Origin of the sequence: Paraflavitalea devenefica (assembly GCF_011759375.1) — a bacterium.
GTDB classification, from domain to species: Bacteria; Bacteroidota; Bacteroidia; order Chitinophagales; family Chitinophagaceae; genus Paraflavitalea; species Paraflavitalea devenefica.
Genome location: NZ_JAARML010000011.1, coordinates 1 through 19,094 on the forward strand (window position 1 = coordinate 1; position 19,094 = coordinate 19,094).

Consider the following 19,094-nt stretch of genomic DNA (forward strand, 5'->3'; position numbering starts at 1 on the left):
GTCACTGTAGCGGCTGCCGGGATACTACCACATTGAACAGTCGCATCTGCAGGAACACCGGATAGTACCGGTGGTATATTATCAATTACTGTTAATGTCTGAGTTGCAGTCACCGTATTACCGCAGGCATCCGTAGCAGTCCAGGTGCGGGTAATAGTTCCGCATCCATCTACTACGGTAGTTGTCTCATTAAAGGTCACTGGTACAGTCGGATCACAATTATCTGTCGCTGTAACTGTCGCAGCGGTTGGTATACTTCCACACTGAACAGTCGCATCAGCAGGTGCACCTGTTAAAACTGGTGGCGTATTGTCTTGTACAGTCAGTGTTTGAGTGGCAGTAACTGTATTGCCGCAGGCATCAGTCGCTGTCCAGGTGCGAGTAATGGTTCCGCAACCATCAACAACGGTACTAGTCTCGGTCATTGTCACCGCCACAGTCGGGTCGCAATTATCTGTGGCAGTCACTGTAGCGGCAGTTGGGATAGCGCCACACTGAACGGTAGCATCAGCAGGTACGCCGATGAGCACTGGTGGCGTATTATCAACAATAGTCAGCGTTTGTGTTGCAGTAACCGTATTGCCACAAGCATCAATTGCAGTCCAGGTGCGGGTAATGGTTCCGCAGCCGTCAATAACACTGTTTGTCTCTGAATAAGTTACAGGAACAGTCGGATCGCAATTATCAGTGGCGACTACGGTTGCGGCGGTTGGTATCGCACCACATTGAACGGTTGCGTCTGCAGGAACGCCGGTTAATACGGGTGGTGTGTTATCAACAACGGTTAAAGTTTGTGTTGCTGTCACCGTGTTACCACAGGCATCAGTCACTGTCCAGGTACGGGTAATGGTACCGCAGCCATCTGTTACACTAACCACTTCATTAAAGGTCACTGGTACTGTTGGGTCACAATTATCAGTGGCAGTCACGGTAGCGGCTACAGGGATACTGCTACATTGTACGGTGGCATCAGCAGGTACGCCCGTTAATACCGGTGGCGTATTATCAACAACAGTCAGCGTTTGTGTCGCAGTCACGGTATTACCGCAGGCATCGGTCGCAGTCCATGTGCGGGTAATGGTTCCACAACCATCAGTTACACTAATTACTTCATTAAAGGTTACAGGCACAGTCGGATCACAATTATCTGTGGCAGTCACGGTTGCAGCGGTTGGTATGCTACCACATTGAACCGTTGCGTCAGCAGGAATACCCGTTAATACCGGTGGTGTATTGTCTTGTACTGTCAGTGTTTGAGTTGCTGTAACGGAATTACCACACGCATCGGTTGCTGTCCAGGTCCTTGTGATAGTACCGCAACCATCGGTGACAGTGCTCGTCTCTGTCATTGTAACCGGTACAGCCGGATCACAATTATCAGTGGCGGTAACTGTTGCCGCTGCAGGAATAGCGCCACACTGAACGGTTGCATCTGCAGGGACACCGGTGAGTGCCGGTGGCGTAATGTCTATTATGGTCAGCGTTTGTGTCGCAATCACTGTATTGCCGCAGGCATCAGTAGCAGTCCATGTGCGGGTAATAGTACCGCAACCATCAGCCACGGTGCTAGTTTCTGTCATTGTCACTGCCACAGTCGGATCGCAATTATCTGTGGCTGTTACTGTAGCAGGGGTTGGTATACTTCCACATTGCACAGTCGCATCAGCAAGAACTCCGGTAAGTACTGGTGGAGTATTATCAACAACAGTCAGCGTTTGTGTGGCAGTCACGGTATTGCCGCAGGCATCAGTAGCTGTCCAGGTTCTGGTGATGGTGCCGCAACCATCAACAACAGTGTTTGTTTCTGCGAAAGTCACCGGCACAGTAGGATCGCAATTGTCTGTTGCGATGACTGTTGCTGCAGCAGGAATAGCACCGCATTGAACTGTAGCATCTGCAGGAACGCCCGTTAATACCGGTGGTATATTGTCTTGTACAGTCAGCGTTTGTGTCGCAGTTGCCGTGTTGCCGCAAGCATCTGTAGCGGTCCATGTGCGGGTTATAGTTCCGCAACCATCAGTTACACTAATTACTTCATTAAAGGTCACTGGTACTGTTGGATCACAATTATCAGTGGCGGTCACAGTAGCAGCAGCAGGAATACTACCACATTGTACTGTGACATCAGCAGGAATGCCAGAGAGTACCGGCGGAGTATTATCTACAACCGTTAATGTTTGCGTTGCTGTCGCAGTATTGCCGCAGGCGTCGGTCGCAGTCCAGGTCCTGGTAATGGTTCCACAGCCATCGGTTACACTGTTTACTTCATTAAAGGTTGCTGGTACTGTCGGGTCGCAGTTGTCAGTAGCTGTCACCGTTGCTGCTGCAGGAATAGCGCCACACTGAACGGTTGCATCGGCAGGTACGCCGGTGAGTACTGGCGGCGTATTATCAACGACAGTCAGCGTTTGCGTAGCAGTTACGATATTACCACAAGCATCCGTAGCAGTCCATGTTCTGGTAATCGTACCGCAACCGTCAGCCACGGTGCTAGTTTCTGTCATTGTCACAGTCATAGTCGGATCACAATTATCTGTGGCTGTTACTGTAGCAGGGGTTGGGATTGCACCGCATTGAACCGTTGCATCAGCAGGAACACCGGAGAGTACCGGTGGAGTATTATCAGTTACAGTTAATATTTGTGTGGCAGTTACTGTATTACCACAGGCGTCAGTAGCTGTCCATGTCCTGGTGATCGTACCACAACCATCTGCTACGGTACTGGTCTCTGCAAAAGTCACAGATACTGTAGGATCACAATTATCTGTCGCTGTAACTGTCGCAGCGGCTGGTATACTTCCACATTGAAGAGTCGCATCGACAGGAACACCAGAAAGTGCCGGTGGCGTATTGTCAGTTACAGTAAGTGTTTGCGTTGCGGTCATCGTGTTACCGCAGGCGTCAGTGGCGGTCCAGGTCCTGGTGATCGTTCCGCAACCATCCACAACAGTGTTGGTCTCAGCAAAAGCCACCGGCACAGTAGGGTCACAATTATCAGTAGCAGTGACAATACCTGGAGTTGGTATCGAACCACACTGCACGGTTGCATCTGTGGGCACGCCTGTTAATACCGGTGGTATGTTATCTTGTACTGTCAGCGTTTGAGTAGCAGTCATTGTATTACCGCAGGCATCGGTCGCAGTCCAGGTACGGGTAATGGTTCCACAACCATCCACAACAGTGCTGGTCTCAGCAAAAGTTACCGGTACAGTTGGATCGCAATTGTCAGTAGCAGTTATAGTGGCTGCAGTAGGGATGTTTCCGCATTGAACGGTCGCATCAGCAGGAACGCCCGTTAATACTGGTGGTGTGTTATCTTGTACAGTCAGCGTTTGTGTTGCTGTCACCGTATTGCCACAGGCATCGGTTGCTGTCCAGGTTCTTGTAATGGTGCCGCAGCCCTCAATAACAGTGCTGGTCTCTGCAAAAGTTACCGGTACCGTCGGGTCGCAATTGTCTGCGGCGGTCACTGTTGCGGCAGCTGGAATAGCGCCGCACTGAACAGTAGCATCGGCAGGAACGCCGGTTAATACGGGCGGTGTATTATCTTGTACAGTTAATGTTTGAGTTGCAGTTACTGTATTGCCGCACGCATCCGTAGCCGTCCATGTTCTGGTAATCGTACCGCAACCATCAACAATAGCGCTAGTCTCGGTCATTGTCACCGCCACAGTCGGGTCGCAGTTATCAGTGGCAGTCACTGTAGCGGCAGCAGGGATAGCATCACACTGAACGGTTGCATCAGCTGGTACCCCGGTTAATACCGGTGGGGTATTGTCTTGTACAGTCAGGGTTTGTGTTGCAGTCACCGTATTGCCACAGGCATCGGTTGCTGTCCAGGTACGCGTAATAGTACCACAACCGTCAACAACAGTACTGGTCTCTGCAAAAGTCACAGCCACAGTCGGGTCGCAATTGTCAGTGGCAGTCACGGCAGCCGCTGCAGGGATAGATCCACACTGAACAGTCGCATCAGCAGGTACGCCGGAGAGTACTGGCGGTGTGTTATCTTGTACAGTCAGTGTCTGCGTTGCAGTCACCGTGTTACCACAGGCATCTGTCGCTGTCCATGTTCTAGTGATGGTGCCGCAACCATTGGTTACACTAATTACTTCATTAAAGGTTACTGGTACTGTTGGATCACAATTATCGGTGGCGGTTACGGTTGCGGCGGTTGGTATACTACCACATTGAATCGTGGAATCGGCAGGAACACCGGTTAGTACAGGAGGTATATTATCAGTTACCGTCAGCGTTTGCGTAGCAGTCACAGTATTGCCGCAGGCGTCTGTTGCGATCCAGGTCCTGGTAATAGTGCCGCAGCCATCTACTACGGTAGTTGTCTCATTAAAGGTCACTGATACAGTCGGGTCACAATTGTCAGTGGCAACCACTGTAGCAGGGGTTGGTATACTTCCACATTGAACCGTCGCATCGGCAGGGACACCGGATAATACCGGTGGTATATTATCAGTTACAGTTAAAGTTTGTGTTGCTATCACTGTATTGCCGCAGGCATCAGTAGCAGTCCAGGTCCTGGTAATGGTACCACAACCGTCGGTTACGCCATTTACTTCATTAAAGGTTACCGGTACAGTCGGGTCACAATTGTCCGTGGCAGTAACTGTGCCGGCAACAGGTATATTGCCACACTGAACAGTAACATCAGCAGGTACACCTGTTAAAACTGGTGGTGTATTATCAACAACCGTCAAAGTTTGCGTAGCAGTTACCGTATTGCCACAGGCATCGGTCGCAGTCCAGGTTCTCGTGATAGTACCACAACCATCCACAACATTACTGATCTCAGCAAAGGTCACAGGTATAGTCGGATCGCAATTATCTGTCGCAGTTACTGTGCCGGCGGTTGGTATTGCACCGCATTGCACTGTCGCATCAGCAGGTACGCCGGTGAGTACTGGCGGCGTATTATCAACGACAGTCAGCGTTTGAGTTGCAGTCACTGTATTACCGCAGGCGTCAGTAGCCGTCCAGGTCCTGGTGGTGGTACCGCAGCCATCTGCTACGGTACTGGTCTCAGTCATTGTCACAGCCACAGTCGGATCACAATTGTCAGTGGCTGTCACGGTAGCTGCAGTTGGAATACTGCCACACTGAACAGTCGCATCGGCTGGAACACCTGTTAATGCCGGTGGCGTATTATCAACAACAGTCAGCGTTTGTGTGGCAGTCACCGTATTACCACAAGCATCGGTGGCAGTCCAGGTCCTGGTAATGGTACCACAACCGTCGGTAACGCCATTTACTTCATTAAAGGTTACCGGTACAGTCGGATCACAATTATCAGTAGCTGTTACGGTTGCAGCGGCTGGTATACTTCCACATTGAACAGTTGCATCGGCAGGTACACCGGAGAGTACTGGCGGTATATTGTCTTGTACAGTCAGTGTTTGTGTCGTAGTCACGGTATTGCCGCAGGCGTCGGTGGCTGTCCAGATGCGGGTAATCGTACCACAACCATCCACCACAGTACTTGTCTCTGCAAAGGTTACAGGCACTGTCGGGTCACAATTATCTGTGGCAGTAACTGTAGCAGGGGTTGGGATTGCACCGCATTGAACCGTTGCATCAGCAGGAACACCGGAGAGCACTGGTGGTGTATTATCAACTACAGTTAATATCTGCGTAGCAGTAACGGTATTGCCGCACGCATCAGTAGCTGTCCAGGTTCTGGTGATGGTGCCGCAACCATCAACAACAGTGTTTGTTTCTGCGAAAGTCACCGGCACAGTAGGATCGCAATTGTCTGTTGCGGTGACTGTTGCTGCAGCAGGAATAGCACCGCATTGAACTGTAGCATCTGCAGGAACGCCCGTTAATACCGGTGGTATATTGTCTTGTACAGTCAGCGTTTGCGTAGCAGTCACCGTATTGCCACAGGCATCGGAGGCAGTCCAGGTTCTGGTGATAGTTCCGCAGCCATCGGTAACACTAACTATTTCATTAAAGGTCACAGGAACTGTAGGATCACAATTATCTGTCGCTGTAACTGTAGCAGCGGTTGGTATACTTTCACATTGAACAGTCGCATCGGCAGGAACACCGGAGAGTACTGGTGGTGTATTATCAACTACAGTTAATATCTGCGTAGCAGTAACGGTATTGCCGCAGGCATCGGTCGCAGTCCAGGTCCTGGTAATGGTACCGCAGCCATCAACAACACTGCTTGTTTCTGAGAAAATCACTGGCACAGTCGGATCGCAATTGTCTGTGGCAGTAACGGTTGCCGCTACAGGGATACTGCCGCACTGCACGGTTGCATCAGTTGGAACACCAGTCAATACCGGTGGGGTATTGTCTTGTACAGTCAGCGTTTGCGTAGCAGTTACTGTATTGCCACAGGCGTCAGTAGCGGTCCAGGTCCTGGAGATAGTTCCACAACCATCGACTACTGTTCTGGTCTCAGTCATTATAACTGCCACAGTCGGATCACAGTTGTCAGAGGCAGTTACCGTAGCTGCAGCAGGAATAGATCCACACTGAGCAGTCGCATCTGCTGGAACACCGGTCAACACCGGTGGCGTATTGTCTTGTACAGTCAGAGTTTGAGTTGCTGTCACGGTATTGCCACAGGCATCAGTAGCGGTCCAGGTTCTGGTGATGGTACCGCAACCATCAGCCACGGTGCTCGTTTCTGTCATTGTAACCGGAACAGTCGGGTCGCAATTGTCAGTGGCAGTCACTGTAGCGGCTGCCGGGATACTACCACATTGAACAGTCGCATCTGCAGGAACACCGGATAGTACCGGTGGTATATTATCAATTACTGTTAATGTCTGAGTTGCAGTCACCGTATTACCGCAGGCGTCAGTAGCGGTCCAGGTCCTGGTGATCGTTCCGCAACCATCCACGACAGTGTTGGTCTCAGCAAAAGCCACTGGCACAGTAGGGTCACAATTATCAGTAGCAGTGACAATACCTGGAGTTGGTATCGAACCACACTGCACGGTTGCATCTGTGGGCACGCCTGTTAATACCGGTGGTATGTTATCTTGTACAGTCAGTGTTTGAGTAGCAGTCATTGTATTGCCACAGGCATCGGTTGCTGTCCAGGTGCGGGTAATCGTTCCACAACCATCGACCACGGTGCTGGTCTCGGTCATTATAACCGGAACTGTCGGATCACAGTTGTCAGTAGCTGTCACAGTTGCAGCGGTCGGTATGCTACCACATTGAACCGTTGCATCAGCAGGCACCCCAGTAAGTACAGGTGGGGTATTATCTTGTACGGTGAGGGTTTGGGTTGCAGTTACCGCATTACCGCAGGCATCCACAGCCGTCCAGGTCCTGGTAATAGTACCACAGCCATCCAAAACAGTAGTGGCCTCTGTCATTATCACAGCAACAGTAGGATCGCAATTATCAGTAGCGGTGACGGTAGCTGCAGCAGGAATACTACCGCATTGGATGGTTGCATCTGCAGGCACGCCTGTTAATACCGGTGGTGTGTTATCTTGTACTGTCAGCGTTTGGGTCGCTGTTACGGTATTGCCACAAGCATCAGTAGCCGCCCAGGTCCTGGTAATGGTACCGCAGCCATCTACTACGGTACTGGTCTCTGTCATTGTAGCCAGCACAGTCGGGTCGCAATTATCGGTGGCAGTAACTGTTGCGGCAACAGGAATAGCGTCACACTGAACCGTTGCATCTGCCGGGACGCCGGTAAGTACTGGTGGGGTATTGTCTTGTACAGTCAGCGTTTGCGTAGCTGTCACTGTATTGCCGCAGGCATCAGTAGCGGCCCAGGTTCTGGTAATCGTTCCGCAACCGTCAACAACAGTACTGGTCTCTGCAAATGTTACAGGAACTGTTGGGTCGCAATTGTCTGAGGCAGTGACAGTGGCTGCAGTCGGGATACTTCCACATTGAACAGTTGCATCAGACGGTACTCCGGAGATCACTGGCGACGTATTGTCTTGAACTGTCAGCATTTGAGTCGCAGTCACTGTATTACCACAGGCATCGGTTGCTGTCCAGGTACGGGTTATGGTACCACAGCCATCTGTTACACTAATTACTTCATTAAAGGTCACCGGTACAGTCGGGTCGCAGTTATCAGTAGCTGTCACAGTTGCCGCTGCAGGAATACTGCCGCATTGAACCGTTGCATCGGCAGGAACACCAGATAATACTGGTGGTGTATTGTCAGTTACAGTAAGAGTCTGAGTAGCAGTCGTCGTATTGCCACAAGCATCAGTGGCAGTCCAGGTCCTGGTGATAGTACCACATCCATCAACAACAGTAGTAGTCTCAGCAAAAGTTACAGGTACAGTTGGATCACAATTATCGGTTGCAGTTACGGTTGCGGCGGTTGGAATACTACCACATTGAACAGTAGCATCAGCAGGCACGCCGGTTAATACCGGTGGGGTATTGTCTTGGATAGTCAGGGTTTGAGTTGCAATCGCTGTATTGCCGCAGGCATCGGTGGCAGTCCATGTCCTGGTAATGGCTCCGCAACCATCAACAACATTGTTTGTTTCTGAGAAAATAACTGGCACAGTAGGATCACAATTGTCAGTGGCAGTCACTGTAGCCACAGCAGGTATACTACCACATTGAACCGTTGCATCAGCAGGAACACCGGTTAATACCGGAGGTATATTATCAGTTACAGTCAATATTTGAGTGGCAGTTGCCGTATTACCGCAAGCGTCTGTTGCTGTCCAGGTTCTGGTAATCGTACCGCAACCATCAACCACTGTAGTAGTCTCAGCAAAAGTTACGGGTACTGTCGGATCGCAGTTGTCAGTAGCCGTCACTGTAGCTGCTGCAGGAATGCTACCGCATTGAACAGCAGCATCAACAGGAACACCCGTTAATACAGGCGATATATTGTCAGCTACAGTAAGTGTCTGAGTAGCTGTCACCGTATTACCACAGGCATCGGCTGCCGTCCAGGTTCTGGTGATAGTTCCACATCCATCAACTACAGTACTGGTCTCAGCAAAGGTCACCGGTATTGTCGGGTCACAATTGTCTGTGGCTGTCACGGTTGCAGCGGTTGGAATACTTCCACATTGCACGGTTGCATCTGCCGGGACGCCGGTTAATACTGGAGGCGTGTTATCAACAACAGTTAAAGTCTGAGTTGCAGTCACTGTATTGCCACAGGCGTCTGTTGCTGCCCAGGTTCTGGTGATCGTACCGCAGCCATCCACTACAGTGCTGGTCTCTGCAAAAGTCACAGGAACAGTCGGATCACAATTATCGGTGGCAGTCACTGTTGCCGCTGCAGGTATTGCACCGCATTGAACGGTTGCATCGACAGGAACCCCGGTGAGCACTGGTGGTGTATTGTCAACAACAGTTAATGTCTGAGTAGCAGTCGCCGTATTGCCACAGGCGTCAGTAGCTGTCCATGTTCTGGTAATGGTACCGCAACCATCTGTTACACTAATCACTTCATTAAAGGTTACAGGAACTGTCGGGTCGCAGTTGTCAGTAGCTGTCACCGTAGCCGCTGCAGGTACAGCGCCACATTGCACTGTAGCATCTGCAGGAACGCCCGTTAATACCGGTGGTGTATTGTCTTGTACAGTCAGCGTTTGTGTCGCAGTCACCGTATTGCCACAGGCATCCGTAGCAGTCCAGGTGCGGGTAATAGTTCCGCAGCCATCAGTCACGGTGTTTGTTTCAGTCATTGTCACTGCCACAGTCGGATCGCAGTTGTCAGTGGCAGTCACTGTAGCTGCTGTTGGAATACTGCCACACTGAATAGTCGCATCGGCTGGAACACCTGTTAATGCCGGTGGCGTATTATCAACAACAGTTAAAGTCTGAGTTGCCGTCACCGTATTGCCACAGGCATCAGTGGCCGTCCAAGTCCTGGTGATAGTACCGCAGCCATCCAAAACAGTACTAACCTCGGTCATTGTCACAGCAACAGTCGGATCGCAATTGTCTGTGGCAGTCACGGTTGCAGCTGCAGGAATGCTGCCGCACTGAACAGTAGAATTTGCAGGTACACCAGTTAAGACGGGTGAGATATTATCAACTACAGTAAGGGTCTGAGTGGCAGACACGATATTACCACAGGCGTCAGTAGCTGTCCATGTTCGGGTGATAGTACCGCAACCCTCCACTACAGTGCTGGTCTCTGCAAAGGTTACAGGAACTATTGGGTCGCAATTATCAGTGGCAGTCACCGTAGCTACTGCAGGGATACTTCCACATTGTACGGTAGCAGCAGCAGGAACACCTGTTAATACAGGTGGTATATTGTCTTGTATAGTCAATGTTTGCGTTGCAGACACGATATTACCACAGGCGTCTGTGGCTGTCCAGGTCCTGGTGATGGTGCCACAACCGTCAGTCACGGTGCTTGTTTCTGTCATTGTAACCGGTACTGACGGGTCACAATTATCAGCGGCAGTCACGGTAGTTGCAGCAGGAATACTACCACACTGAACAGTTGCATCAACAGGAACACCAGATAATACCGGTGGCGTATTATCAACAACGGTCAAGGTCTGAGTAGCAGTTACAGTATTCCCACAGGCATCGGTTGCTGTCCAGGTACGGGTAATGGTACCGCAGCCGTCTGTCACACTAATCACTTCATTAAAGGTCACAGGTACTGTTGGATCACAATTATCCGTGGCTGTTACTGTGGCAGGGGTTGGTATACTACCACATTGCACAGTCGCATCAGCAAGAACTCCGGCAAGTACTGGTGGAGTATTATCAACAACAGTTAAAGTTTGCGTAGCAGTTACTGTATTACCACAAGCATCGGTAGCTGTCCAGGTGCGGGTAATAGTTCCGCAACCATCTGCTACGGTGCTTGTCTCGGTCATTGTCGCCGGTACAGTAGGATCACAATTATCAGTTGCAGTTACGGTAGCGGCTACAGGGATACTACCACATTGTACTGTGACATCGGCAGGTACACCAGTTAATACAGGCGGAGTATTATCAACAACAGTCAGGGTTTGTGTTGCAGTTGCCGTATTGCTACAGGCATCAGTGGCTGTCCAGGTTCTGGTGATCGTGCCGCAGCCATCCACAACATTACTGATCTCAGCAAAAGTTACCGGAACTGTCGGATCACAATTATCTGTTGCGGTCACGGTCGCCGCAGCAGGGATACTGCCACATTGAACCGTTGCATCAGCGGGCACACCAGATAATACAGGTGGAGTATTATCGACTACAGTTAAAGTCTGAGTCGCAGTTACCGTATTGCCGCAGGCATCAGTGGCTGTCCAGGTGCGGGTGATCGTACCACAACCATCTGCTACGGTGCTGGTCTCGGTCATTGTCACTGCCACAGTTGGGTCGCAATTATCAGTGGCAATCACTGTCGCGGCAACAGGGATAGCGCCACACTGAACAGTCGCATCGGCTGGTACACCACTAAGCACTGGTGGCGTATTATCAACAATCGTCAAAGTTTGTGTAGCTGTCACCGTATTACCGCACGCATCGGTCGCAGTCCAGGTTCTGGTAATCGTACCGCAACCGTCCAGAACAGTGCTGGTCTCAGCAAAAGTTACCGGAACTGTCGGATCACAATTATCTGTTGCAGTAACTGTTGCCGCTGCAGGGATACTACCACACTGAACCGTTGCATCGGCAGGTACACCAGTTAACACCGGAGGTGTATTATCAACTACGGTCAGTGTTTGAGTTGCAGTTACTGTATTGCCACAGGCATCCGTAGCTGTCCAGGTTCTGGTGATCGTACCGCAACCATCAACAACGGTAGTAGTCTCCGCAAAGGTTACAGGTACAGCCGGATCGCAGTTATCTGTGGCTGTCACAGTAGCTGCTGCAGGGACACTTCCACACTGAACAGTCGCATCAGCAGGAATGCCCGTCAATACTGGTGCTGTATTATCAACTACAGTTAATATCTGCGTAGCAGTAACGGTATTGCCGCAGGCATCAGTTGCTGTCCATGTGCGGGTAATAGTACCGCAACCATCAACAACACTGTTTGTCTCGCTATAAGTAACGGGTACATTACTGTCGCAATTATCAGTGGCGGTCACCATTATCCCCCCATCAGGAATATTGTCGCATTGAATAGTGGCATCTGCAGGAACTCCCGTTAGTATAGGCGCCGTAATGTCAACTACCGTCAGGGTTTGCGTGGCAGTAACCGCATTGCCACAAGCGTCGGTGGCAGTCCAGGTTCTGGTTATGGTGCCACATCCATCAGTTGCACTATTTACTTCATTGAAGGTTACAGGGACTGTTGGATCGCAATTGTCCGTGGCCGTAACATTTGCGGCAGCAGGAATATTATCACATGGCACCGTTACATTAGCCGGTACATTGTTCAGCACAGGCGGCATATTATCAACCACAGTCAGTATTTGCGTCGCAGTCACCGTATTGCCGCAGGCATCTGTAGCTGTCCAGGTACGGGTAATGGTGCCACAGCCATCAGTAACAGCGCTTGTCTCAGCATAAGTTACAGGAACAGTGGGATCGCAGTTGTCAGTGGCAGTAACGATAGCTGCAGCAGGGATACTGCCACACTGAACGGTGGCAGCAGCAGGAACGCCGGTAAGTACTGGCGGTGTATTGTCTTGTACCGTCAGCGTTTGTGTAGCAGTCACTGTATTGCCACAAGCATCAATAGCAGTCCAGGTCCTGGTGATAATGCCGCAACCATCAACAATAGTACTCGTCTCAGCAAAGGTTACCGGCACAGTCGGATCACAATTATCTGTGGCTGTCACAGTTGCTGCTGCAGGGACGCTACCACACTGCACGGTAGCATCGGCTGGAACACCGGATAGTACCGGTAGTGTATTATCAACAACAGTAAGCGTTTGAGTAGCAGTTACCGTATTGCCGCAGACATCGGTCGCCGTCCAGGTTCGGGTAATGGTGCCACAGCCATCCGTTACACTAATCACTTCATTAAAGGTCACTGGTACTGTTGGGTCACAATTATCAGTTGCAGTCACGGTCGGGGCCGAAGGTATATTGTTACACTGAACAGTGCTGTTGGCTGGTACACCTGTCAACACCGGCGCCTGCGTATCTCTTGTAAATGAAATCGTCTGAGTTTGTGTTGCAGTGTTACCGCAGCTATCAGTTACTGTCCAGGTCTTTGTAGCGGAATACGTACAGCCGGATACCAAAACTTCCGGTCCAATGGTTCCTGTTGCAATTAAACCCGGCGTGCAATTATCAGTTACACTGGCTGTTCCAAAAGCGGAAGATATGTTGGCAGCAGTTGGATTACATACAACCCCATTTGCAGCAGTGAGCGTAATTACAGGTGTTTGTGTATCCCTGGTAAATGTTATTATTTGTGTTGCAGTACCGGTGTTGCCACAACTGTCCGTCACCGTCCAGCTTTTTGTAACTGACCAGGTACAACCGGAGCCGGTTTCTGCGCCTACCGTTCCGGTCGCTGTTAACCCGGTGCTGCAATTATCAGTAACGCTGGCAGTTCCAAATGCAGCATCTATTTCAGTTTGTGTTGGATTGCAGGGAAGGTTTGATGCAGGAGCGATGGTAATTACAGGAGCTACTGTATCCCTTTTAAAAGTCAGTGTTTGGGAAACGGGAATCGCTGTATTACCGCAGGAGTCAGTTACGTTCCAGGTACGGGTGATTGACCGGGTACAGGCACCGGTTTCAGCACCCGTTGTGAAAGTGGCCACAAAAGTCTGCCCACAGTTATCTGTAACAGTGGCTGTGCCAAAGGCTGCAGCTATTTGAGCCGGAGTCGGATTGCAACCCAGTGCTGCAGCAGCCGTTACTGTAATCACCGGCCTGGTGGTATCATAAATGGTAATGGTCCGGCTGCATGTACTGGTACAGCCGTTTAAAGTAGTGGTAAGATTCAAAGTATAAGTACCACATGAGCCCCGGGCAATTATTGTAACAGTTTCAGCAGTATTAGAACCCGAGATAGTGCCTTTACCTGAGATGCTCCAGTTATAAGCAGTCAGACCGGCAGGTGCACTATATATATTGGTTGAAGCGGGACATACACTGTCACTTCCGGTAATTGAACAGGGGGGTAATGGTTTTACTGTTACATCAACACATACCGGCGGGCTGGCACATCCGGCTGCTGTTGTAGCCACAACGCAATAGTTAAATGTACCGGCAGTAGTAGGTGTTGTGGTAACATTTTGGCCTGCGCCTGTTGCAGGAGTTAAATAGGTTGTTGGCGACCATTGATAGGTTACCGGTTGATACGTTCCGGCAATACCAACATTATCTATCGCCCAGTTACTGCCTGTTGTGCCATTATACCTGAAACGGACTTGTATATTAGGCTGCCCTATATAGGCACTCAGGTTAATCGATTCCTGGATAAAACCATTATTCGGATTTCCTACATTGGTGGGGCCGGTATAGGTTTTTATGGTAGTATAGGTAAGACCACCATCGGTTGAAATTTCAACATACCCGGTGGTGCCGGCGTTAAAGTTTAACGCCGTATAATAATTGAATGTTGGATTAGTTACACCCACCAGGCTAAACGGAGGTGTTATTAAACTGGCAGTGCTTCCGCCACCATCTCCGTTTACAATCATGAATTTGCTACTGGTAGGAGGTGCATTTGAATTGTACAATACACCGTTATAAGTTTTTCCGTTGTTGGTTTCTCCCCATGGGCTATTATCATCTTTATTATTATTATTGGCATCATTTCCACTCCAGCCAGCCGGATTGGCATTTTGAAAATCTTCAACAGGGAAAGGCGGTGGACCATAATCACTGGCATGTAATACGGCTGATTCACCTAAACAAATTACCGGAGGTGTTGCAGTAGCCGTTGGCGTAAATGGAGGATTTACCGGTACTATACCAATGCTTGAGTAAGTATTGCAACCATTCAATTCAAGTGCTACCCGGTAAATGGTTGTTTGTGATAAATTCAAATACGATTGTGAAGCAGTGGTATTATTTATGGTAGTCCAGGTTGCTCCCCCGTCAGTTGAGCTTTCCCATCTTAAAATGGTGCCCGTATAATTGGTGAGTACCAAAGTGCCGCTGTTACTATTGGGACAAACCGGCGGACTCGATGACAGATCACCTTCCGGACTCTGGGTAACTGTAATAGTAACATTCGCCGTATTGGTACATCCGTTTGCACCGGTTCCGGTAACAGTATAGGTTGTGGTAACATCGGGATAAGCGATCACAATGTTTCCGGTTGTTATAGATAATCCTGTTGCAGGGCTCCATGTATAACTGGTAGCACCGCTTGCAGTTAAGGTAACACTATTGCCACTGCAGAATGCTGCCGAAGCAGGAGTTACAGAAATTGTTGGAGCACTATTTATCGTTACAGTTGTGGTAGCAGTAACAGCAGCACAACCTCCTGAGGCCGGTATGGTGTATGTTACAGTATAAGTTCCGGATGTACTGCTGCCCGGAGTAATTACTCCGGTTGTTGAATTAATCGACAAACCTGCAGGCGAAGCGCTATAGGTTCCACCAGTGTATGTGCCCGTTCCGGTTAATATTGCGGATGCACTGGCAACTGTAGTACAGAAAGGTGTTCCCGTATAGGAAATGGCTGCTGTTGGCGCAGTAGTTATCGTAACTGATGTAGTGGTGCTTATTGCTACACATCCACCCGCCGCCGCTTTGGTGTACGTTACTGTATAGGTTCCGGCGGTACTGCTGCTGGGGGTAATGGCCCCGGTAGAACTATTGATGGTCAGCCCGGCCGGTGAGGCTGTATAGGTTCCTCCTGTATAGGCTCCTGTCCCTGTTAGGGTAGCTGGCTGGGCTGTTGTAACAGATTTACAGAATGGCGAACCTGCATATAACAGATTTACGGTTGGCTGTGCTGTGATGGTTACGGATGTGGTAGCGATAACAGCCGCACAACCACCCGATGCCGGTGTAGTGTATGTTACCGTATAGGTTCCGGCAGTACTGGTATTAGGTGTGATGACGCCGGTTGAACTGTTGATGGTTAATCCAGCCGGCGCACTAAACGTTCCTCCTGTGTAGGCACCCGTTCCGGTTAATGTTACGGATGCACTGGCAACTGTAGTACAGAAAGGCGTTCCTGTATAGGAAATGGTTGCAGTTGGTACCGCAGTGATCGTAACTGATATAGTAGCGCTTATGGCGGAACATCCGCCTGCCGCTGCTTTGGTGTACGTTACTGTATAGGTACCGGCGGTACTGGTGCTGGGGGTAATGGCCCCGGTAGAGCTATTGATGGTCAGTCCGGCCGGTGATGCAGTATACGTGCCACCGGTATAGGCGCCTGTTCCTGTTATTGTAACGGGTTGGGCAGTTGTTACTGATCGGCAGAAAGGATTGCCGGCATAAGAGATGCCCACACTTGGTACTGCTGTAATCGTAACACTGGCAGTGGCCGTTACTGCTGCACATCCGCCGGAAGCTGCAATGGTATTGGTAATAGTATAGGTACCGGGTGTGCTGGCCGCTAAATTTATCTGGCCTGTACTGGTACTCACAAAAACCAAACCCGCAGGGGCGGCAGAGAAAGTTCCTGCAACACCACCTCCGCTAAAGGTGGGGGAAGGATTCGCGGCATTCTGGCAAAATGGCGTTCCGGTATAACTAAAGGTTGCTACAGGAACAGCAGTAATAGTAACCGGTGCAGTGGTGCTTACTGCTGCGCATCCGCCTGAGGCAGGTGTAGTATATGTTACCGTATAGGTACCTGGTGTACTGGTACTTGGTCTGATAGATCCACTTGCATTAATCGTAAGTCCCCCCGGCGATGAAGAAAAAGTTCCACCTGTATAAGCTCCTGTACCTGTTAAGGTTACTGGCTGAAAAGTACTAACAGTAGCACAAAATGGATTTCCGGTATAAGAAATCGACACGGTTGGTAGTGCCGTAATCGTTACAGATGTGGTAGCTGTAACAGCCGCACAACCACCCGATGCCGGTGTTGTGTAAGTTACTGTATAGGTTCCGGCAGTACTGGTATTAGGCGTGATGACGCCGGTTGAACTGTTGATGGTTAATCCGCCAGGTGCACTAAACGTTCCTCCCGTGTAGGCGCCCGTTCCGGTTAATGTTACGGATGCACTGGCAACTGTAGTACAGAAAGGCGTTCCTGTATAGGAAATGGTTGCAGTTGGTACCGCAGTGATCGTAACTGATGTAGTAGCGCTTATGGCGGAACATCCGCCTGCCGCCGCTTTGGTGTACGTTACTGTATAGGTACCGGCGGTACTGCTGCTGGGGGTAATAGCCCCGGTAGAACTATTGATGGTCAGTCCGGCCGGTGATGCAGTATACGTGCCACCGGTATAGGCGCCTGTTCCTGTAAGTGTAACGGGTTGAGCAGTTGTTACTGATCGGCAGAAAGGATTGCCGGCATAAGAGATGCTCACACTTGGTACTGCTGTAATCGTAACACTGGCAGTGGCCGTTACTGCTGCACATCCGCCGGAAGCTGCAATAGTATTGGTGATGGTATAGGTACCGGGTGTGCTGGCAGCTAAATCTATCTGGCCTGTACTGGTACTCACAAAAACCAAACCCGCAGGGGCGGCAGAGAAAGTTCCTGCAACACCACCTCCGCTAAAGGTGGGGGAAGGATTCGCGGCATTCTGGCAAAATGGCGTTCCGGTATAACTAAAGGTTGCTACAGGAACAGCAGTAATAGTAACCGGTGCAGTGGTACTTACTGCTGCGCATCCGCCTGAGGCAGGTGTAGTATATGTTACCGTATAGGTGCCGGCGGTACTGGTATTAGGCGTGATAGCACCGGTTGAACTGTTGATGGTTAATCCAGCCGGCGCACTAAACGTTCCTCCTGTGTAGGCACCCGTTCCCGTTAATGTTACGGATGCACTGGCAACAGTAGCACAGAAAGGCGTTCCCGTGTAGGAAATGGCTGCTGTTGGTACTGCTGTAATCGTAACACTGGCAGTGGCTGTTACAGCCGAACATCCGTCCGAAGCCGCAATTGTATTGGTGATCGTATAGGTACCGGGTGTGCTGGCCGCTAAATCTATCTGGCCTGTACTGGTACTCACAAATACCAAACCTGCAGGAGAAGCAGAGAAAGTTCCGGCAACACCACCTCCGCTAAAGGTGGGGGAAGGATTAGCAGCATTCTGGCAATAGGGCGTTCCGGTATAACTAAAGGTTGCTACAGGTACAGCAGTAATAGTAACCATTGTAGTGGTGGTTACGGCTGCACATCCGCCGGAAGCGGGTATGGTATAAGTAACCGTATACGTACCTGGTGTACTGGCTCCGAGGTTGATATCACCGGTAGATGCATTGATCGATAACCCTGCTGTAGAAGAATAAGTCCCGCCACCTGTTCCGGTTAATGTTACGGTAGCAGTTCCGCCATTTGAACAAAAGGGCGAACCGGTATAACTGATGTTTGCTGTTGGAGGGATATTGACTACAACATTGGTTGTACCCGCAGCACTCGTACAACCATTCTCCGTAACTGTAACAGAATACGTTCCACCTTCCGCTACGGTGGCTCCTGCAATGGTTGGATTCTGTGCAGTTGAAGTAAAACCGTTCGGACCAGTCCAGTTATAGGTAGCTCCGGCAACTAAACCGGTAGACAGGTTGATGGCATTTCCCGCACATACAGGACTATTACTGCCTGGCGATGGCGTAGCAGGAACCGGGTTTACTGTTACCACTACACTGCCTATCATGGCAATCGGTCCGTTTACAGTGTTGGCTACTACCGTATACGTTCCCGGCGCAGTTTGTAACCCAAAACTTATCGCGTTACCAGTACCGGTTACGGGAGTCCCAATATCCACACCATTCAATTGAAGCTGGTAAACGGTATCGGCTTCTGATCCATTCAATCCTACCGGCACGCCGGTTCCACCACTGCAATAAGTTCCGCCACCTGTTACAGTAAAGTTTAGAATTAGTATTCTAAAAGAGGGGGAAGTTTTTTTAGGAAGGGAATTTACGGTTGCTTTCGATGCAAGGCTATCGGTCCGCCTTCCGGTGTTTAGATGCTGCGCATTTAGTACGAACGGTGTAGCAACACACAATAATACACTTACAGTTATGCAAATACGATTAACGTTTTGCATGAAATCGTTAATGAGGGTGACGGGCTGCTTTGAAAAGATATGTCTGAACCTATCTTTCATGAAAAGTAT

At 50.0% G+C, this 19,094-nt stretch carries 1 protein-coding gene; it reads right to left on the bottom strand.

Features of this window, described 5'->3' with window-relative positions; genetic code table 11:
• A partial coding sequence (locus tag HB364_RS32415) for an HYR-like domain-containing protein (RefSeq protein ID WP_167292615.1) occupies nucleotides 1-18,788 on the bottom strand: 18,788 nt, incomplete at its 3' end.
• Nucleotides 18,789-19,094: the final 306 nt, after the last annotated feature.